This window comes from Ramlibacter sp. GS1-15, assembly GCF_057785015.1.
The window spans coordinates 2,671,720-2,689,161 of the sequence record NZ_JBYNTU010000001.1 but is presented as its reverse complement, the minus strand read 5'-3'; the positions used below and the strand labels follow the sequence as shown (position 1 = coordinate 2,689,161).

The following is a 17,442-nucleotide window of genomic DNA, read 5'->3' as shown; positions in this document are numbered from 1 at the left end:
TTTTCGGCCCAGCGGGGCCGGATCAGTGCGCGACGCCCTCCCGGCGCAGCACCTTGAGCGCCGTGAGCGCCATGATCCGCAGGTCCAGCGCGAGCGACGCATGCTCCAGGTACCAGGCGTCGTACGCCACCTTGTCGGTAATCGGGATCTCGTCGCGCCCGTTGACCTGCGCCCAGCCGGTGAGGCCCGGCCGCAGCTGGTGCACGCCGCGCTGCGCGCGCAGTTCGATCAAGTCATGCTGGTTGAACAGCGCCGGTCGCGGCCCGACGATGCTCATGTCGCCCGCGAGGATGCTCCACAGCTGCGGCAGCTCGTCGAGGCTGCTCCGGCGCAGGAAGCTGCCGATCGGCGTGAGCCAGCGCTCGGGCGATTCGAGCAGGTGCGTCGCGACCTGCGGCGTGTCGATGCGCATGCTGCGGAACTTGGGCATGCGGAAGGTGCGGTTGTCGCGGCCGATGCGGTCGGACCAGTACAGGACCGGACCGGGAGAGGTGAGCTTGACGGCGAGCGCCACCAGCGCGATCGGAATGGCGAGCACGATCAGGGCCGCGAGCGAAAGGACGATGTCGATTGCGCGCTTCATCGGTCCGTCCTTCGCTGCGCCACGGCGCTCGCGATGCCCTCGAGCGTGGCCTGCGGGGGGTGCCAGCCAAGCAAGCGGCGCACCTTGGAGGCGTCGACTTCCAGCGAGGCGCACAGGCTCTCGGCCATGCGCCGGCGGCCGGCCAGCGATGCGGCCCCCATCAGCAAGGCCGGCGGAACCGGCCACAGTCGCGCGGGCTGGCCAAGCCCGCGTGCGATCGCGCGGACGATCTCCGGCGTGGATACGCGATCGCCGTCGGCGACGAGAAACAGCTCGTTGGCCGCGGCGGCATGTGTGGCCGCCAGGAGCAGGGCCTCGCTCAGGGCGTCGACCCCGACGAGGCTGCGGCGGTTATGCACTGCGGCCAGCGGCAGCGGCAACCCGCGTGCGACTGCACCTACCAGCCGCGCGAAATTCCCGGGCGCTGCGGGACCGTACACAAGCGGCGGGCGCACGATCGTCCACGAGGTCGCCGAATCCGCGAGCTCGCGCTGCACCGCCTGCTCGGCGCGCAATTTGCTCCGCGCATAAGGCTCGACCGGCGCCGGCGCATCGGCTTCGGTGAAAGGCCGCGCATGCGTCACATTGCCGTTCACGCCGATGGAGCTGACCAGCACGAGGCGGCCTACACCGCTTGCGCGCGCGGCGCTGGCGACCGTGCTCGCCGCGAGCACGTTGGGCTCGAAATCCGCGTCCAGGCCGCCGCGGTGCGCGCGCGCCGCGAGATGGATCACGCTCGAGGCGCTCTGCATCGCCGCGGCGAGCCGGCGCGCGTCCGCATAACCGGGTACCGTGACCATCGCGCTTTCTGAACGCGAGATCGTCACGACCTCGTGTCCGCGCTGCCGTAGCAGGGCCACCAGCGTGCGGCCGACGAAACCGCCCGCCCCCGTCACGACGATGCGTTGTGCTGGCCCCGTCACAGCAGCGACGCGTAAAGGTCCATCAAGCCGCGCTTCATGGACGCGATGCCGAATTCGTCGCGCACCCACGTCCTCGCGGCCGCGCCGAGCCGCAGCCGCAGCGCCTCGTCGTTCGCGAGCCGGTCGATCGCCGCCGCGAGCGCGTCCACGTCGCGCGCCGGCACCGTCAGGCTGGTGGCGCCGTCGCGATTGAGGTAGTTCACGCCGTTGCCCAGCTCGCAGACGATGGTCGGCTTGCCGCAGGCCATCGCTTCGGCGCTCGCGATGCCGAAGGCTTCGGAGCGCTCGATCGAGGGCAGGCAGAAGAAATCGCAGCGCTGCATGGCGGCCGTAAGGCTGGCGTTGCCGACCTCGCCCATGAACAGCACGCGGTCGCCCAGCCCGAGGTCGCCGGCCTGCCGCATCAGCGACTCGGTCAGAGAGCCGGTGCCGATCATCACCAGCACCGTCTCGCTGCGCACGCGCGCCATCGCCTCGAGCAGGTAACCGTAGCCCTTGTAGTACACGTGACGTCCCACCGTGAGCATCACGGGTCGGCCGCGCGCGAAGGCGTCGATCTGTGCGTGCTCCTCGGGGGCGGCTTCGACATCCAGCCGGCTGAAGTCGATGCCGATCGGCACCTTCACGATCTTCGCGGCCAAGTCGATCTGGTGCAGCTGTGCGGAGCTTTCGTAGTGGCGCGGCGTGAAGACGACGATGCGGTCGGCCCGGCGCAGGGCCGCCAGTTGCACGGGCCGGTACACCTTCAGCAGCGCCTGCTGGCGCACGATATCGCTGTGCCACGTCATCACGACCGGCACGTCGCGACCACACGCCAAAGCGGCCAGGTCGGCCCACGGGTTGGGTGCATGGACGTGCAGGAGGTTGCAACGGCCGCTGCGCAGTTCCCGCCGCACGTGCGGGATCACGCCCGGACTGAAGGGGACGGTCGCCTTCAGCCGGCCGAAGGATTTCGCGACGAGCACGCGATACGGCGGCGGGTCCAGGCTCGCATCGGAAGGCAGTGTGCCCGCCACCAGCGTGCCTTCCACCTCGGGCAGCAGCGCGCGCAGGACCGTGTCCACATGGGCCTCGACGCCGGCGTAGGGCGGAGGCACGAATTTGGCGACGTGGATCGGTCGGACAGCGGTCACAGCGGCGGCTGGTTGCGGATGGACGATGCGTGCGCGAGGTAGCGCATCAGGAGGAAATAGCGGTTCGGCCCGAGGGCCCGCAGCGCGAGCTTGAAGCCCAGCGTGATGAGGCGGACCTGCCAGCCGTGGCGGCCCAGGTCGCCCGCCGTCATGCGCTGGGCCTTGCCGATCGAAGGCCCGACGAGGCCCTTGGCCCGGGCGAACCGCAGGAGAGCCGAGCCGGGTTCGAACGGATCCTCGTCGAGCGGGAAGCCGTAGGCCTTGTTCGCATAGAGCCGGCGCAGCGTGGGCGAGACGTAGTCGCCGGAAGGGAAGTAGTCCCAGCCGTACTCGATCCGGGAGAACTCGTCGTAGCCGGCAGCGAGCAGGTCGGCCGCGTAAGCGTCGAGCAGCTGCTCCAGGTCGCGGCGCTCGCCCTCCTTGAAGCGCGACTGGCGCTTGGCGACGGTTTGCGGCGCGTGCGGGTCGAAGCTGCTGAAGTGGTACAGGCGCAGCGGCGTGGACCCGTTCACCAGATAGCGGTCGCCGCCCCTGGAGAGCACCCGCTCGTGAAGGTTCCACTGGGCCATGTTGACGCCCGGGTCCCTCAGGATCCGGCAGCCTTCGAAGTAGCACGGCGCGAGGTTGACCCATTTCTGGTCCACGAACACGCCGCTTTGCGTTTCGTGGAAGCCGTCGCTGAGGCACCGATCGGACCACCAGCGCAGGAAGCGCCTGGCCTCGTCGCACGCACGCACGGCGATGAAGCCCAGGTTGAACACGCCGACGCGGAGGAACTCGATGTCGTCTGGCCGGTGGCCGTCGAGGATGGGTGTGGTCGAGGCTGGCGTGACGACCATGGTCCCTTCGCGCAACGCCTCGAAGACCGGGTCGAGCCGCTCATACGCGACCATGTCCGGATCGATGTACATCGCCGTCTCGTACCGTTCGAGCAGCAGCGACAGGCAGTGCGGCTTCACGTTGGTGCTCAGCTCGATGACGTCGAAACGCAGCGCGTGGGCGGGAAAATTCGGCAGCCCGATGTCTTCGACCCAGGTGAGGCTCAGGCCCGGGAAGCGCGCGGCGAAAGCGTCGTCGCGGCGGTCGACCAGGACGATGTGGAAATCGTGGTCCGGGTGGTGGGCCTTGAACGAGCGCTCCAGCACCAGCGCCTGCGCGAAGTAGTTGCGGGCGCAGATGGTGAAGGCGGCGTGTGCGGCTTGTGGGCCAGAGCGTGCGAACACGGCGGCAGGAATGTCGCTCATGAGATGGGCAGCGTTTCCAGCAGCTTCGCCGGCGCACCTGCAATCACCGATCCAGCGGGAAAGGATTTCGTGACGACCGAATTGGCCCCGACGACGCAATAGTCTCCGAGCGTCACACCGCCCAGGACGCAGACACGAATGCCGAGAAAACAGTGGCGCCCGATGCGCACGGGCCCTCGGGGCACGAGGGGCTGCTTCGTTGGAGGCATCGGTCCCGGAGTGGTGCCGTGGTTATGGTCGGAGATGAAGACCTGCTCGCTCAGCAGGCAACCCTCCCCGATGGAAACCTGATCGATGGCGGTAATCATAACGTGGCGTCCAATGCGGGTGTGGTCGCCAATCTCGATGCGCGGCTCGAAACGAGCGGGTCCCCACCTGTGAAAGGCGGCAATCCAGCCATGCGCCTGGACGACGACATCTTCACCAATAGAGATGCCGCGCGCACCCTCGATACGCCGGGGCAGCATGACGACACTGCCGCTTCCCAGCGTAGCCAGACCCGGAGGTCGCGGGTACAGGGCCAGGGCGATGGTTTTGAGCAGGTGCATTTGTCTTTTTGGTCTCCCCCGGGTAGCTGCGCGCGAGTCTATCCGGAATGCGGCGCTCCTCGCGAGGTGGCGCGCTACACGCGAACTGCATGAGCACTGCTAGGGCGACGAGCACCCTGTCGATGCAATGAAACTGAAGCTGTCGCCCGGATGGCGACGTTCCCAAAAGGCAGCAGGAAAGACGGCGTGCAGCACGTCCACGTCAAGACCGGAGAACTGGGGGATGCTTTGAATCGCGCCCCTTTGGCGCATGGGCGCCGGTACTGCACCAATTGTGGGTACACTGCTCGACGCTTTCGCACGTCGCCGTACCTGATGGTGGGCGGAGCACGCGATTGCCGTCCTCAATGCCCGCCGCCTACCGTCGCACATGAGAATCCTTTGGTTGTCGGTGACTCCATCCCTCTATTCGGGAAGCGGAGTCGCACACAAAGGAGGCGGCTGGATCGAGTCGCTCGAGCGCCTGGTTCGCACCGCATCGGAAATCCAGCTTGGGGTCGCATTTGAACATGTTGACGCTGAGTTCCGGACGGAGAGGGACGGGGTGGCGTACTACCCGATCCGCATCAACCGCGGTGCGGCGAACCGTGTGCTCACGCGTCTCCATTTTGCGCAGGAAGAGCGCAATCTCATCGCGTGGTGCTTACGGATCATTGACGATTTCCGCCCGGACGTCATCCACGTATTCGGGGCCGAATGGTCTTTCGGCCTCGTGGCGCAGCATACGCCGGTTCCAGTGGTGATCCACATGCAAGGTTCGCTGCCTGCATACTTCAACGCGCGGCTGCCCCCTGGTTTCAGCACGCTGGATGTTCTTCGCCGCCTGGTTGCGAGGCCCATCAGCCTGTTGAGATACGCGGCCAACGACCTCCTGTTCAAGCAGAGGGCGGAGCGCGAAAAAAGGGTGCTTACCGGCTGCAGATACTTCATGGGCAGGACGGAGTGGGATCGTGCCATTGTCGCCCTCTACCAGCCTCTGGCGCGCTACTTCCACTGCGATGAAATGCTTCGGCCCGAATACCATGCAGCAAGCGGGACTTGGACCGATTCCGCGGGGGGCAAGCTCCGGATTGTCTCGGTCATTTCCATCCCTTTATACAAGGGCTTGGACCTTGTCCTGAAGACTGCCAGCCTGCTGAAGCGGCGTGCCTCCATCGAATTCGAGTGGAAGATCTATGGCGTCGACGATGCAGCTTTGCAGGAAGCTGTCACCGGCATCCGTGCGAGCGAAGCCGGTGTACAACTGATGGGTGTCGCTTCAGCCAGTCACATCAGAGCCGCGCTATGTGAAGCAAGTGTGTACGTGCATCCGTCCTATATCGACAACAGTCCGAACAGTGTCTGCGAGGCGCAGATGATCGGCGTTCCTGTCGTCGCATGCAATGTCGGTGGTGTCGGATCACTGGTCGAGCACGGTCTGAGTGGATTCCTTGTCCCGGCCAACGATCCGCACATGCTTGCGTTCAGGCTCCTAGAGTTGTCGCGGGACTCAGACCTTCGTCGTCGCTTGAGTTCGGAAGCGCACCGGAGGGCCAGGGAACGCCACGCGCCTGCGAAGATTCTCGCCGAGCTGATCGGCATCTACCAGGAAGTGTTGGCTGATTCCCGGGCCAATTCATCGAGCTGAGGGGTTCGGCCGCAGAAAGCGCCCATCTCGAGAAAGTTCCTCGTCGTACTGCGTCGCAATGATGAGCGGTGTTTTTCCGGCTGCGACGAGCCCTTGGTCGTGTTCCGATAGTTGGGAATGCAGACTTGGTGCAGCCGCGAGTGTTCTTTGAGCGCGGGCATCATCGACCTTCCACCAAGAACTTTCTCACGCGGCCGACGATACGCTCAGCGGCATGGCCATCTCCGTAAGGATTGATGCGACCCGACATGGACGCATAGGCACGCGGATCGTCGAGCAGTTCGTTGACGGCTTGCACAATTCTGGCAGCCTTGGCACCCACAAGGCGCGCGGTTCCCGCTGCAACGGCCTCGGGCCGCTCGGTGGTGTCGCGCATGACCAGCACGGGCTTGCCCAGGGTGGGCGCTTCCTCCTGGATCCCGCCGCTGTCGGTCAGGATAATGCTGCAGTTCATCATCAGGTAGACAAAGGAAAGATAGTCCTGTGGCGGAGCCAGGTGAATGTTGGGTACAGCGCGTAGCGCCGCCTCCACCGGACCCTTCACGTTGGGATTGAGGTGCACGGCATAGACGATCTGCAGGTCCTGGCGGCGTGATAGAGCCAGCAAAGCGTCGCAGATTTCGCGCATGCCTTCGCCGAAATTCTCGCGGCGGTGCCCAGTCACCAGCAGGAGTTTCTTGTCAGCGCGCAGATAAGAAAATCGCTCCCGTAGCGGTAGGCTCAGGGTCGGCTCCAGGCGCAGGCGCTCGGCGGTCTCCGACAGGGCATCAATCACCGTATTCCCTGTAACTTCGATGGTCGCGGGATCGACAGCTTCGGCCAGCAGGTTTTTCCCTGAAGCCTCGGTCGGCGCGAAGTGCAGTTTCGCCATCAGCCCCGTTAGACGACGGTTCAACTCCTCCGGCCACGGGGAGCCCAGGTTGCCGGTTCGCAAGCCTGCCTCTACATGCGCCACCGGCACGCGGTTGTAGAAGCATGCCAGCGAGGCCATGGCCGTTGTCGTGGTATCGCCGTGCACCAGCGCCAAGTCGGGCCGCCACTCGCGCAGCACGGCGGACATCCCTTCCAGGATGCGGGCAGAAAGCGCTTCCAGTGTCTGGGACGCGGACATGAGGTTCAGGTCAAACTCGGGCGCAATATCGAAGAGTGACAGCACCTGGTCCACCATCGAGCGGTGCTGCGCAGTCACGCAGACCTTTGTCTCCCATTCCGTCTGCCTGCGAAACGCCCGCACCACCGGCGCCATCTTGATCGCCTCGGGACGCGTGCCGAAGACGATGAGTACCCTATTCATTGTTCCTGCCTCTCCTGCGCGGCGCGTTGAAACCACCGTAGACGATTCTAGATGGGCATGCTCCTCTGCCCGCACAGCTTGCCCGGCGCACGTGTTCTGACTTTCCCCGGACACGTGACAGTTTCAGGCGGAAAGTCAGGTGCATTCCGGCCTCCCTGCTAAAGTGCGCCGTCTTCACCAGTCCTCACCCCGCTCGCAATGCCCCCCCTGGCCCAGCGAATCCTTTACCGCCTCTCAAACCGGGGGCCCTTGACCCGGCTGGCCCGTGGTGCGCTCTGGAGTTCCGCCTCCAATGCTGTCACGCTGGCGATCGGGGTTGCAGCGACTATCGTGGTAGCACGGATCCTGGGCAGTACGGGCTTCGGGCAATTGAGCATGTTGCGCAGCACCGTCGAAACGGCCGCCCTGGTGGCGGGCATGGGATTGGGCGTCACGGCCAACCGGTACGTCGCCCTTCACCGAGAGAAAGCGCCCGAGGCAGCGGGCGAAATCGTGGGCACGTCCACACGGATCGCGTGGACAGCCGCAGCCCTCGTTGCCTGCGGAATGGCGATATTCGCCGGCCCCTTGGCAGCCTTGCTTCATGATCCAGCCCTGGCGCAGCCGCTGCGCGTCGCAGCGGCGCTCGTGCTGTTTACTACCGTAACCGGCGCGAGTTCGGGCATCCTGCTCGGACTCGAGGCGTTCAAGTCGCAGGCCTACGTGTCAGCTATGGTGGCTATCCTCTCTGCTCCGCTCCTCGTCGCGGGCTCTCTGCTGGCGGGGGTCACCGGTGCCCTCGCCGGGCTGGCTCTTGCTTCCGCCGTCGGCTTGCTCCTTACCATAAAGACTGTGAACTCAGTAGTCCGAAGGAGCGGGATTCGACCGAGATTTGCATGGAACGAGGAGCAGAAGAGGACTTTGCGCGAATTCACCGTCCCCGCGCTACTCGGCGGTCTGATGGTCGTTCCCGTCTTCTGGGCTGGTAACGTGATGCTCTCGAGTTCGCCTGGCGGGTACCAGGAAGTCGGAGTCTTCGCAGCCGCGAACCAGTGGCGCCAGGCCGTCTTGTTGTTACCCAATATCCTGGCCTCGGCGTCACTACCTATCTTGAGCAACCTGATCGGCGCCGGAGACGGGCACAGCTTTCGCAGAATGCTCCGCACCAACATCGGCTTGGCCTTGGCTGCAACAGTGCCGGTGTCCGTAGTGCTCGCGATGTTGGCTCCGCGGATCCTGAAACTGTACGGACCTGCGTTCGTGCAAGGTGCGGGCACCTTGGCGTTGCTCCTTCTGTCCGCCGTGTTCTCCGCCGTCGCCAATGCCATCGGGCAGGTGATCGCGAGCACAGGACGCATGTGGCTGGCCATGGGCTTGAATGCCTGCTGGGCAGCCGTGTTCCTGGTGGTAGGGTGGGTGCTGTGCGAACGATACGGAGCACTCGGGCTCGCGGCAGCCTATGCGCTTTCCTATACAACTCATCTGGCCCTCTCGATGGCGCTCATTCGCCCTGTGCTCCCCTCCTCAGGAGAGGCGGACCCACTTCCGACCGTTGACAGCAAGGCATGAGCTTGCCGCATAGATTGGCACGCCGCTGCGTCAGGTTAGCTGAGACATGATTCCGAAGATCATCCATTTCGTGTGGGTCGGACCCGCTCCAAAACCCGAGCTTGTCGAGAAGTGCATCAGAAGCTGGCGGTTCAAGCTGCCCGACTACCAGATCATGGAGTGGGGCAATGCCAGCCTCGACTCCATCGACAACCGGTACGCCAGGGAGGCCTTTGCCTGGAAGAAGTGGGCGTTCGTTTCCGACTACCTGCGGCTCCATGCCCTGCAAAAGTACGGGGGCTTCTACTTTGATTCTGACCTTGAGGTCACGCAAGACATCGGTGAATTCCGTCGCCATCGATTCGTGACTGGCTTTGAGAAATACGACGTGTACATTTCCCCGGTAACCGCCTTCATGGGGGCCGTAGCCGGGAGTGAGATCGTTACGGACCTCCTGAGCGAATACTCCAATGAATCCTTCATTCGGGCGGACGGCTCCCTGAACGAAAGGACGAATACAGACCGGATCTCCGCCTACTTCATGCGCAAATTCGGCTTGTCGCGTCCGTTCAAAGGGGACCAGGTTACGTGGCTCTCGAACGAAGACGTGATCTATCCCTACTGGTACTTCTGCACGCCCGAGGAGGGCAAGCCGAACTACTCCATCCATCACTTCAATGGGTCCTGGGTGGACCGGTTTTCGAGGAGAGTCCTGCTTCGGACACCCAAAGGAAATGTGTCACTTGTCCTAGACAGGGGGGCTTCGGAGAGATACCCGTGCAAGGCGAACGAGGAGCTGCTGTTCGGGTTACCTGTCAGCAATCGCCTGAAAATAGTGGTGTACCGGACGAGGCAAGCCCCGCTCGCCTAGCAGGACCTGCAGCGGCGATAGGCCGTCATGTGGATCAATGCACTAGCCGTCGGCACGTTCGGCTACGTTGCTTCTTGTGTGACGGGCAGCACGCCAGAGGTCTCGTCGGTCAGCTGGGCGCCCGAAACCAGCTGTCGCAGGAGCTGCTTCATTTGCGCCACGTCGTTGTGCCGGAGTGCGGCATCCAGCTCGCACAGCGTTTTCGCAAGGGCTGGCCAGCCGACAAAATCTTCCCTGGCCCGCATGATTCGTGGGTGCGCCGTCGGCATCGGGTTTTCGCCAATCAGGAGCTCCTCGTACAGCTTCTCACCCGGTCGCAGGCCTGTGATCGTCACCGCGACATCGCCGTCGGGATGCCCCGCGTCCCGGACGGAGAAGCCCGAAAGCTGGATCATCCGGCGCGCGAGTTCGAGGATATTGACCGGCTCGCCCATGTCCAGGACGAAGACTTCCCCCCCTTCGGCCATCGCGCCGGCTTGCAGCACGAGCTGCACGGCCTCCGTGATCGTCATGAAATATCGGGTGACTTCCGGGTGCGTTACCGTGAGGGGCCCGCCCATTTCGAGTTGCCGGCGGAAGAGGGGAACGACGCTGCCGCTCGACCCGAGGACGTTCCCGAAGCGGACCATCGAGAATCGCGTGCTGCAGGCGATGGCGGTACGCGGGAGCGCATGCGCCATATCGAAAGCGGGGAAGGAGGCGGTTTGCGAATGCGCCAAGGCCTGGAAGATGAGTTCCGCGACCCGTTTGCTGGCCCCCATCACGTTGGTAGGACGCACGGCCTTGTCCGTCGAAATCAGCACGCATTGGCTCACGCCGGCCTCGATCGCAGCGCGGGCGACGTTCAAAGTGCCGAACACGTTGTTTGCGACGCCCTCCACCGGGTTGTGCTCCACTATCGGCACATGCTTGTAGGCGGCGGCGTGGTAGACCGCATCCGGTTTCCATGTGCGGCACACTTGCGAAACGCGGGCGAAGTTCGTTACGCTGCCCAGCAATGCGAGGACCTTCACATCCAGGCCGCTGCGCGCAATGAATGCGTTCAGCTCTTCGTGCACGGTGTACAGGCCGAACTCGCTGTGGTCCAGCAGCAAGAGCTGCTTCGGTTCCTCGCGCAAGATCTGCCGGCACAGCTCGCTGCCGATGCTGCCGGCCGCGCCGGTCACGAGCACCACTTTGCCCGCGCAGTTGCGCGTGAGCAGCTCGCGGTCCGGCTCGATCGGCGCGCGCCCGAGCAGGTCTTCGATGTCCAGTTCGCGGAAATCGCGCACGGAGACCCGCCCGCTTGCCAAATCCTGCAGGCCGGGAATCGTGCGGATGTGGATCGGCAAGCCCGCGAGACTCTCGATGATCCCGTTGCGGCGCTGGCGCGTCGCGCTGGGAATCGCCAGCAGGATGTCCGTGATGCCCAGGCGCTCCACCAGCATCGGAAGGTCCGTGGGCGCATACACGCGCGACTCGTTGATCGTGCGGCCCACCTTGGCGGGATCGTCGTCGACGAAGCCGAGCAACGCGAATTCGCGTGTGCTCGCCATCGCCGCGGCCGTCTGGATGCCCGCGCTGCCGGCGCCATAGATGATCAGCCGGTGCTGGGGGCGATGGCGTGCCGAGAGCAGCAGGCGCGCCAGCGTGCGGCTCAGGCCGACCAGCACGCCGAAGAGGATCGGTTGCGAGATGGCGACCGTCCGCGGCAGGTTGTCGTAGCCGCGGGACTGCAGGAACAGCACGCAGGCGAACAACAGGACAGCGTACAGGCTTACAGCCTTCACCAGGGCGCCCAGGGCGGCCAGGCCCGTGTAGCGGAAGATCGCGCGGTACAGGCCGAAGCGCATGAACATGGGAAGCGCGAGCGCGGGCGCCAGCGCGTACATGATCCACTGGTTGCCCCGCGGCCAGTTGGGCGCATCGAAGCGCAGCGTGTACGCCACCCACGTGGCGACGACGGCCAGCGCGAGATCGAGCACAATCACCACCAAACGCTTGGCAGTTCGCGGCCACTCCAGAATCTTCTTTCTCATCGTTGTGCTACGTCGCGATCCCTGTCTTCGCCAGCACGTCGCTGACCAGCTCGAGCCTGACCAACGGATTATCCAGCTCCATCAGCCTTTGCTTGAGCGCCAGGGGCAGGGGGAGCAACTCGCACCAGCGGTTCGCGACCCAGCCGCAATCGTCCAGGTGCCAAGGCGGCTGCAAGGGCAATTGGCCGGCATCGCCGCCCGCCTTCAGTTCGAGCGAATGGATCAATTGCCGCAGCGCCGTCGCGGCGACCTGCAGGTCGGCGGGGATGGCGACGCTGACGTCATCGGGCAGGCGCTCGACGTCCGCGATCCACAGGCCATGTTTGAGCTGGTCGTGCGAGGTGATGCGAAAACGCTGCGCGCCGGTGACCCGGATCATCATCAGTCCCGGCCGCGGCGCTTCGTACTCGCCGATCGTCGCCAGCGTGCCGACGCCGGAGAACGCCTCGCTCGAGCCGGGCTGCCGCACCTCGGAGCCTTGCGTGAGCGACACCACGCCGAACGGCGCGCCCGCCTTGTGGCACTTCCCGATCATGTCCAGGTAGCGCACCTCGAAGATCCTCAGTGGCAGGACTCCGCCGGGGAAAAGGACTGTGCTGAGGGGAAATAGCGGCAGCGAATGCAGCGTGAGGGCGGACGACATGGAAATCCCGGCTTGGCCGCTATCATCCCACGACCCCCAGCCCCCCGAGCCCGATGGCCTACCAAATCATTTCGTTCCTGCTGGATGTCGCCGCCGGCCTGCTCGGCGGCGCCTGCCTGCTGCGCCTGTACATGCAATACCAGCGGATCCCCTTCGGCAATCCCGTGGGCCGATTCGTCTTCGCGCTGACGGACTGGCTGGTGCTGCCGCTGCGCAAGGTGCTGCCCGCCATCCGCAAGATCGACACCGCCAGTGCCGTTGCGGTGTACCTGGTCGAACTGGCCCAGTTCGCGTTGCTGTGGCTGCTGGCCGGTCGCGACGGCGGGCTCGAGATGCTGCCCGTGCTGGCGGTTTTCGGCGTGGCCCGGCTCGTGATCTCGGGGCTCACCGGCCTCGTGATCGTGTATGCCATCCTGTCGTGGGTGCAGGCGGATTCACCGATCGTGGACGTGATCGACCGGCTCTGCGCGCCGGTGCTGCGTCCCTGGCGCAAGCTGGTGCCGCTGGTGGGCGGCATCGACCTCTCGCCGCTGGTGTTCCTGGTGGTGCTGCAGGTGCTCGCGATCGTGCTCGCCTACCTGCAGGCTGCCGTCTTGCGCTAGTCGACCGCGTCGGCCGGCTGCCGTTGCAGCATGGCCAGAGCGTTCGCCACGTTCTTGCGCAGCTCGCGCCGGTCGCAGATGAAGTCCACCGCGCCTTTCTGCTGCAGGAACTCCGCCCGCTGGAAGCCTTCGGGTAGCGTCACGCGCACGGTGGATTCGATCACGCGCGGGCCGGCGAAGCCGATCAGCGCCTTCGGTTCGGCGATCACCACGTCGCCCACGAACGCGAAGCCCGCGCTCACCCCGCCCATCGTCGGGTCGGTCAGCACGCTGACATAAGGCAGGCCCTTCTTCGCGAGCCGCGTGAGCGCGGCGTTGGTCTTGGCCATCTGCATCAGCGACAACAGGCCTTCCTGCATGCGCGCGCCGCCGGTGGCGGTGAAGCAGACGAAGGGGACCTTCTGCTCGATCGCGGTCTCGACGCCGCGCACGAAGCGCTCGCCGACCACCGAACCCATGCTGCCGCCCATGAAGTCGAACTCGAACGCGGCCGCAACGAGCGGGATGCTGTGCACCGCACCGCCCATGACCACGAGCGCGTCGGTTTCCTGCGTGTTCTCCAGGGCTTCCTTGAGGCGCTCGGGATAGCGGCGGCTGTCCTTGAACTTCAGCGCGTCCACCGGCAGTACCTCCTGGCCGATCTCGTACCGGCCTTCACCGTCGAGGAACGAATTCAGGCGTGCTCGGGCCCCGATGCGGTGATGGTGCCCGCAGGTGGGGCAGACATTCAGGTTCTGCTCAAGGTCCGTCTTGTACAGGACGGTGTCGCAGCTCGGGCACTTGATCCACAGGCCCTCGGGCACCTGCCGGCGGTCGGCGGGGTCGGTCTGCTGAATCTTGGGCGGGAGCAGTTTTTCGAGCCAGCTCATGGGCGGTCCTCTTTCAGGCGGAAGCGCGATTATCGTCCAGCGCCGAGCGGATCTCGCGCAGGAACCCGGACACGGCAGTAACGACTTCGGAACGCGGTAACTCCTCGGCCAGCTGGATGATCTTCGAGCCGATCACCACCGCGTCGGCGACGCGGCCGATGGCCTTGGCCGTGGCGGCATCGCGGATGCCGAAGCCGACGCCGACGGGAATTTTCACGTGCGTACGGATGCGGGGCAGCATGCGCTCCACGGCGCCGGTATCCAGGTGGCCCGCGCCCGTCACCCCTTTGAGCGAAACGTAGTACACGTAGCCGCTGGCCACGCGCGCGACTTCCTCCATCCGTTGGTCCGTGCTGGTGGGGGCGAGCAGGAAGATCAGGTCCATGCCGCGCGCACGCAGCCTGGCGGCGAACTCCACGCATTCCTCGGGCGGGTAGTCGACGACCAGGATGCCGTCGACACCGGCATCCGCCGCGTCACGGACGAACGCGTCGGCGCCATGCCTCTGGTCGTAGCGTTCGACCGGGTTGGCATAGCCCATGAGCACGACGGGCGTCTTGGCGTCGCGTTCACGGAAGCTGCGAACCATCTGCAGCACCTGCGTCATGCCTATGCCCAAGGCCAAGGCCCTCTCGCCGGCGCGCTGGACCACGGGACCGTCTGCCATCGGGTCGGAGAAGGGCACGCCGAGTTCGATCACGTCCGCGCCCGCCTCGACCATGCCGTGCATCAGCTGCGGCGTGATGTCAGCGTAGGGAAAGCCGGCGGTGATGTAGGGAATGAGGGCCTTGCGCTTTTGCTCGCGCAGGGTCGCGAAGGTCGTGGCGATGCGGCTCATTTCGACTCCCCGCCCTTGACCTTCAGGCCGCGCATCGAGGGGCGGTCGTAGAAGTCGACGCCCGCGAGGTCCGCCACCGTGCCGATGTCCTTGTCACCGCGCCCCGAGAGGTTCACCAGGATGCTCTGGTTCGGTTTCATCGTCTTCGCGAGCTTCATCGCGTACGCGATCGCGTGGCTCGACTCGAGCGCGGGAATGATGCCTTCCGTCCGGCACAGGTAGTGGAACGCATCGAGCGCTTCCTTGTCCGTGATGCCGACGTATTCCGCGCGCCCGGTGTCCTTCAGCCACGCGTGCTCGGGGCCGACACCGGGGTAATCCAGGCCGGCGCTGACGCTGTGCGTCTCGGTGATCTGGCCGTTCTCGTCCTGCAGGACATAGGTGCGGTTGCCGTGCAGTACGCCCGGCGATCCACGCTGCAGCGAGGCGGCGTGCTTGGGCGTGTCCAGGCCTTCACCCGCGGCTTCGACGCCAATCAGGCGCGTGGCCGCGAGGGGGATGTACGGGTAGAAGATGCCCATCGCGTTGCTGCCGCCGCCGACGCAGGCGATCACCACGTCGGGTTGCCCGCCGGTCATCTCCGGCATCTGGCTCAGGCATTCGTTGCCGATCACGCTCTGGAAATCGCGCACCATCATCGGGTAAGGATGCGGGCCCGCCACCGTGCCGATGATGTAGAAGGTGTTCTCGACGTTCGTGACCCAGTCGCGCATTGCCTCGTTCAGCGCGTCCTTCAGCGTCTTGCTGCCGGATTCGACCGGAACGACCGTGGCCCCGAGCAGGTTCATGCGGTAGACGTTCGGGCTCTGGCGCTTGACGTCCTCGCTGCCCATGTAGACCACGCACTCGAGGCCGTAGCGCGCGCAGATGGTGGCCGTCGCAACGCCATGCTGGCCCGCGCCGGTTTCGGCGATCACACGCGGCTTGCCCATGCGCTTGGCGAGCAGCGCCTGGCCGATCACGTTGTTGATCTTGTGCGCACCCGTGTGGTTCAGGTCTTCGCGCTTGAGGTAGATCTGCGCGCCGCCCATTTCGCGGCTCATGCGCTGGGCATGGTAGATTGGGGACGGACGGCCCACGAAGTGCGCCAGCTCATAGTTGAACTCGGCGACGAACTCGGGGTCGTGCTGGTATTTCGCGTACGCCTCACGCAGTTGAGCGATCGCGTGCGTGAGCGTCTCGCTCACGAAACTGCCGCCGTAAGGCCCGAAATGGCCGGCAGCGTCAGGTTGCTGGGAAGATGGAATGGGGGGCATCGGGAGACTTCGCAAGAAGCGCGTCGGCGGCACGCACCGCCGCGACGAACTGGACGATCTTTTCCGGGTCCTTGATCCCCTTGGAGATTTCGACCCCGGAGCTCACATCAACGGCCAGCGACTTGGATCGTGGCCGCACTTGCGCAATGCCATCGGCCACGTTTGCAGGTGTCAACCCACCAGACAAGACGAGGTGAGCGTTGACGCTTGGAGGAAGACGTGACCAATCGAAGGCTTTCCCGGCGCCGCCATAGCCCTCGACATGCGCGTCCAGCAGGATCGCGCGGGCTGCGTGGTGCTCGTGGGCGAATTTTACCAAGTCGAAAGGCGTGCCATCGAGCGGGATGCGGGCGGCGCGCATGTACGGGTGCCGGCCGTTGCCGGTGGAGGCCAGGCACCGCCCGGGCGTTTCGTCGCCGTGGAACTGCACCAGCGCGTTGGGCAGGTGTTGCAGGCACTCCAGCACGCGCTGCGGACTCTCATTGACGAACAGCAGCACCGGCGTGACGAACACCGGCAAGCGCGAAGCCAGCTCCACGGCTCGCTCGATCGGGACGTGCCGCGGGCTCTTCGGGTACTGGATGAAGCCGACCGCGTCCGCGCCCGCCTCGACGGCCGCGTCAACGTCCTGCTCGCGCGTGAGGCCGCAGATCTTGATGCGAGTACGCGGGGGGACGGTCATGGCAGCCAATCATACGCAGCGGTGCGGCTCGGCAGTCCCCACTTCGCCTCGTACACCGGCCCCAGGAAATACAGGCCATCGGGCGAGAAGGTCGGCGCCGCGGCATCGCGGTCGCGCGCTTCGATCACCTCCTGCATCCAGTCCGGCGGATGCAGGCCCTGGCCCACCGCAACGAGGCAACCCATGATGTTGCGGATCATGTGGTGCAGGAAGGCGTCGGCCTCGAAGTCGAAGCGCCAGTACGCGCCGCGCCGTGCGATCGAAGCGCGCGCCAGTGTCTTGACCGGGCTGCGTGCCTGGCATTCGGAAGCGCGAAACGAGGTGAAGTCGTGGGTGCCGAGCAGGTGCGCCGCGGCCCGTTCCATCGCGCCCTGGTCGAGCGGCCGGAAGACCCAGCCGACGCGGCCGGCATCGACGCTCGGTCGCACCGGCGATTCGAGCAGCACGTACGCATAGCGCCGCGCGTTTGCGCTCGCACGCGAATGGAATTCGTCGGGCACGGGTTGCGCCCATTGCACGGCGATGTCCGGCGGCAGGAAGCGGTTGGTGCCGCGCACCCACGAGAAATCCTCGCGCTGCAACCCGGTGTCGAAATGCACGACCTGCATCAGCGCGTGCACGCCGGCGTCAGTGCGTCCGGCGCACACCGTGGAGACGGGCTGCGTGGCGAACTCGGACAAGGCGAGTTCCAGCTTGTCCTGCACGGTGCGACCCGAAGGCTGGCTCTGCCAGCCCTCATAGGCCTGTCCGTGGTAACTGACGCCCAGAGCGATCCTCATGGGCC

17 protein-coding genes are annotated in these 17,442 nt (G+C 65.3%); 4 read left to right on the top strand and 13 right to left on the bottom strand.

Going from position 1 to position 17,442, the window contains the following annotated elements; translation table 11 throughout:
• Positions 1-22: 22 nt before the first annotated feature.
• Genes AC3EF3_RS13415 through AC3EF3_RS13395 form a run of 5 tightly spaced genes read right to left on the bottom strand, consistent with a single transcriptional unit; the run spans position 23 to position 4,431 of the window.
• Positions 23-583 carry a sugar transferase gene (locus tag AC3EF3_RS13415; protein WP_488532650.1) on the bottom strand — a complete coding sequence of 187 codons (561 nt, stop codon included), beginning with the start codon at positions 581-583 and terminating at the stop codon, positions 23-25.
• Positions 580-1,479, bottom strand: coding sequence for an NAD-dependent epimerase/dehydratase family protein (locus tag AC3EF3_RS13410; RefSeq protein WP_488532649.1), 900 nt, complete (start codon positions 1,477-1,479; stop codon positions 580-582). The genes AC3EF3_RS13415 and AC3EF3_RS13410 overlap by 4 nt, the downstream gene beginning before the upstream one ends.
• Before the next feature lie 23 nt (positions 1,480-1,502).
• Positions 1,503-2,639, bottom strand: a complete 1,137-nt coding sequence (locus AC3EF3_RS13405) for a glycosyltransferase (RefSeq protein WP_488532648.1) — start codon at positions 2,637-2,639, stop codon at positions 1,503-1,505.
• Positions 2,636-3,883 carry a glycosyl transferase gene (locus tag AC3EF3_RS13400; protein WP_488532647.1) on the bottom strand — a complete coding sequence of 416 codons (1,248 nt, stop codon included), beginning with the start codon at positions 3,881-3,883 and terminating at the stop codon, positions 2,636-2,638. The genes AC3EF3_RS13405 and AC3EF3_RS13400 overlap by 4 nt, the downstream gene beginning before the upstream one ends.
• The gene (locus AC3EF3_RS13395) at positions 3,880-4,431 is read right to left on the bottom strand and encodes an acyltransferase (protein ID WP_488532646.1); all 552 of its coding nucleotides are present in this window, start codon (positions 4,429-4,431) and stop codon (positions 3,880-3,882) included. The genes AC3EF3_RS13400 and AC3EF3_RS13395 overlap by 4 nt, the downstream gene beginning before the upstream one ends.
• A 370-nt stretch (positions 4,432-4,801) precedes the next feature.
• On the opposite strand from AC3EF3_RS13395, the gene AC3EF3_RS13390 reads away from it, so the two are divergent.
• The gene (locus AC3EF3_RS13390) at positions 4,802-6,058 is read left to right on the top strand and encodes a glycosyltransferase family 4 protein (protein ID WP_488532645.1); all 1,257 of its coding nucleotides are present in this window, start codon (positions 4,802-4,804) and stop codon (positions 6,056-6,058) included.
• A 160-nt stretch (positions 6,059-6,218) separates the two neighbouring features.
• Here the strand turns inward: AC3EF3_RS13390 and wecB are convergent, their stop codons facing one another.
• On the bottom strand, positions 6,219-7,352 hold the full coding sequence (gene wecB, locus AC3EF3_RS13385) for a non-hydrolyzing UDP-N-acetylglucosamine 2-epimerase (protein ID WP_488532644.1): 1,134 nt from the start codon (positions 7,350-7,352) through the stop codon (positions 6,219-6,221).
• A gap of 198 nt (positions 7,353-7,550) precedes the next feature.
• Here wecB and AC3EF3_RS13380 point away from each other — a divergent pair, with 198 nt between their 5' ends.
• Entirely contained in the window at positions 7,551-8,900 is a 1,350-nt protein-coding gene (locus AC3EF3_RS13380; protein WP_488532643.1) for an oligosaccharide flippase family protein, read from the top strand.
• A 46-nt stretch (positions 8,901-8,946) separates the two neighbouring features.
• Positions 8,947-9,750, top strand: a complete 804-nt coding sequence (locus tag AC3EF3_RS13375; RefSeq protein ID WP_488532642.1) for a glycosyltransferase family 32 protein — start codon at positions 8,947-8,949, stop codon at positions 9,748-9,750.
• 62 nt (positions 9,751-9,812) lie between these two features.
• On the opposite strand, the gene AC3EF3_RS13370 is transcribed toward AC3EF3_RS13375, so the two are convergent.
• On the bottom strand, positions 9,813-11,768 hold the full coding sequence (locus tag AC3EF3_RS13370; RefSeq protein WP_488532641.1) for a polysaccharide biosynthesis protein: 1,956 nt from the start codon (positions 11,766-11,768) through the stop codon (positions 9,813-9,815).
• 7 nt (positions 11,769-11,775) lie between these two features.
• A complete protein-coding gene (locus AC3EF3_RS13365; protein ID WP_488532640.1) occupies positions 11,776-12,411 on the bottom strand; it encodes an LON peptidase substrate-binding domain-containing protein in 636 nt (211 codons plus the stop codon).
• Positions 12,412-12,464: 53 nt separating this feature from the next.
• On the opposite strand from AC3EF3_RS13365, the gene AC3EF3_RS13360 reads away from it, so the two are divergent.
• On the top strand, positions 12,465-13,013 hold the full coding sequence (locus AC3EF3_RS13360) for a YggT family protein (protein WP_488532639.1): 549 nt from the start codon (positions 12,465-12,467) through the stop codon (positions 13,011-13,013).
• Here AC3EF3_RS13360 and accD read toward each other — a convergent pair.
• Genes accD through truA form a run of 5 tightly spaced genes read right to left on the bottom strand, consistent with a single transcriptional unit; the run spans position 13,010 to position 17,437 of the window.
• Positions 13,010-13,882 carry an acetyl-CoA carboxylase, carboxyltransferase subunit beta gene (accD, locus tag AC3EF3_RS13355; RefSeq protein ID WP_488532638.1) on the bottom strand — a complete coding sequence of 291 codons (873 nt, stop codon included), beginning with the start codon at positions 13,880-13,882 and terminating at the stop codon, positions 13,010-13,012. The genes AC3EF3_RS13360 and accD overlap by 4 nt on opposite strands.
• A 13-nt stretch (positions 13,883-13,895) precedes the next feature.
• Positions 13,896-14,720 carry a tryptophan synthase subunit alpha gene (gene trpA / locus AC3EF3_RS13350; RefSeq protein ID WP_488532637.1) on the bottom strand — a complete coding sequence of 275 codons (825 nt, stop codon included), beginning with the start codon at positions 14,718-14,720 and terminating at the stop codon, positions 13,896-13,898.
• Positions 14,717-15,967 carry a tryptophan synthase subunit beta gene (gene trpB, locus AC3EF3_RS13345; RefSeq protein ID WP_488533789.1) on the bottom strand — a complete coding sequence of 417 codons (1,251 nt, stop codon included), beginning with the start codon at positions 15,965-15,967 and terminating at the stop codon, positions 14,717-14,719. Before trpB ends, trpA begins: the two co-directional genes overlap by 4 nt.
• The gene (locus AC3EF3_RS13340; protein ID WP_488532636.1) at positions 15,945-16,658 is read right to left on the bottom strand and encodes a phosphoribosylanthranilate isomerase; all 714 of its coding nucleotides are present in this window, start codon (positions 16,656-16,658) and stop codon (positions 15,945-15,947) included. The genes trpB and AC3EF3_RS13340 overlap by 23 nt, the downstream gene beginning before the upstream one ends.
• Positions 16,655-17,437 (bottom strand): tRNA pseudouridine(38-40) synthase TruA, encoded by a 783-nt coding sequence (gene truA, locus AC3EF3_RS13335; protein ID WP_488532635.1) that lies wholly within the window; start codon positions 17,435-17,437, stop codon positions 16,655-16,657. Before truA ends, AC3EF3_RS13340 begins: the two co-directional genes overlap by 4 nt.
• Between the last annotated feature and the right edge of the window lie 5 nt (positions 17,438-17,442).

Excerpts from the sequence above, each read along its gene's own strand:
- AC3EF3_RS13395 (WP_488532646.1), bottom strand. The coding sequence starts at position 4,431 with ATGCACCTGCTCAAAACCATCGCCCTGGCCCTGTACCCGCGACCTCCG.
- AC3EF3_RS13380 (WP_488532643.1), top strand. The coding sequence starts at position 7,551 with ATGCCCCCCCTGGCCCAGCGAATCCTTTACCGCCTCTCAAACCGGGGG.
- AC3EF3_RS13400 (WP_488532647.1), bottom strand. The coding sequence starts at position 3,883 with ATGAGCGACATTCCTGCCGCCGTGTTCGCACGCTCTGGCCCACAAGCC.
- trpA (WP_488532637.1), bottom strand. The coding sequence starts at position 14,720 with ATGAGCCGCATCGCCACGACCTTCGCGACCCTGCGCGAGCAAAAGCGC.
- AC3EF3_RS13415 (WP_488532650.1), bottom strand. The coding sequence starts at position 583 with ATGAAGCGCGCAATCGACATCGTCCTTTCGCTCGCGGCCCTGATCGTG.
- AC3EF3_RS13340 (WP_488532636.1), bottom strand. The coding sequence starts at position 16,658 with ATGACCGTCCCCCCGCGTACTCGCATCAAGATCTGCGGCCTCACGCGC.
- wecB (WP_488532644.1), bottom strand. The coding sequence starts at position 7,352 with ATGAATAGGGTACTCATCGTCTTCGGCACGCGTCCCGAGGCGATCAAG.
- AC3EF3_RS13375 (WP_488532642.1), top strand. The coding sequence starts at position 8,947 with ATGATTCCGAAGATCATCCATTTCGTGTGGGTCGGACCCGCTCCAAAA.
- AC3EF3_RS13390 (WP_488532645.1), top strand. The coding sequence starts at position 4,802 with ATGAGAATCCTTTGGTTGTCGGTGACTCCATCCCTCTATTCGGGAAGC.
- AC3EF3_RS13365 (WP_488532640.1), bottom strand. The coding sequence starts at position 12,411 with ATGTCGTCCGCCCTCACGCTGCATTCGCTGCCGCTATTTCCCCTCAGC.
- accD (WP_488532638.1), bottom strand. The coding sequence starts at position 13,882 with ATGAGCTGGCTCGAAAAACTGCTCCCGCCCAAGATTCAGCAGACCGAC.
- truA (WP_488532635.1), bottom strand. The coding sequence starts at position 17,437 with ATGAGGATCGCTCTGGGCGTCAGTTACCACGGACAGGCCTATGAGGGC.
- AC3EF3_RS13360 (WP_488532639.1), top strand. The coding sequence starts at position 12,465 with ATGGCCTACCAAATCATTTCGTTCCTGCTGGATGTCGCCGCCGGCCTG.
- AC3EF3_RS13370 (WP_488532641.1), bottom strand. The coding sequence starts at position 11,768 with ATGAGAAAGAAGATTCTGGAGTGGCCGCGAACTGCCAAGCGTTTGGTG.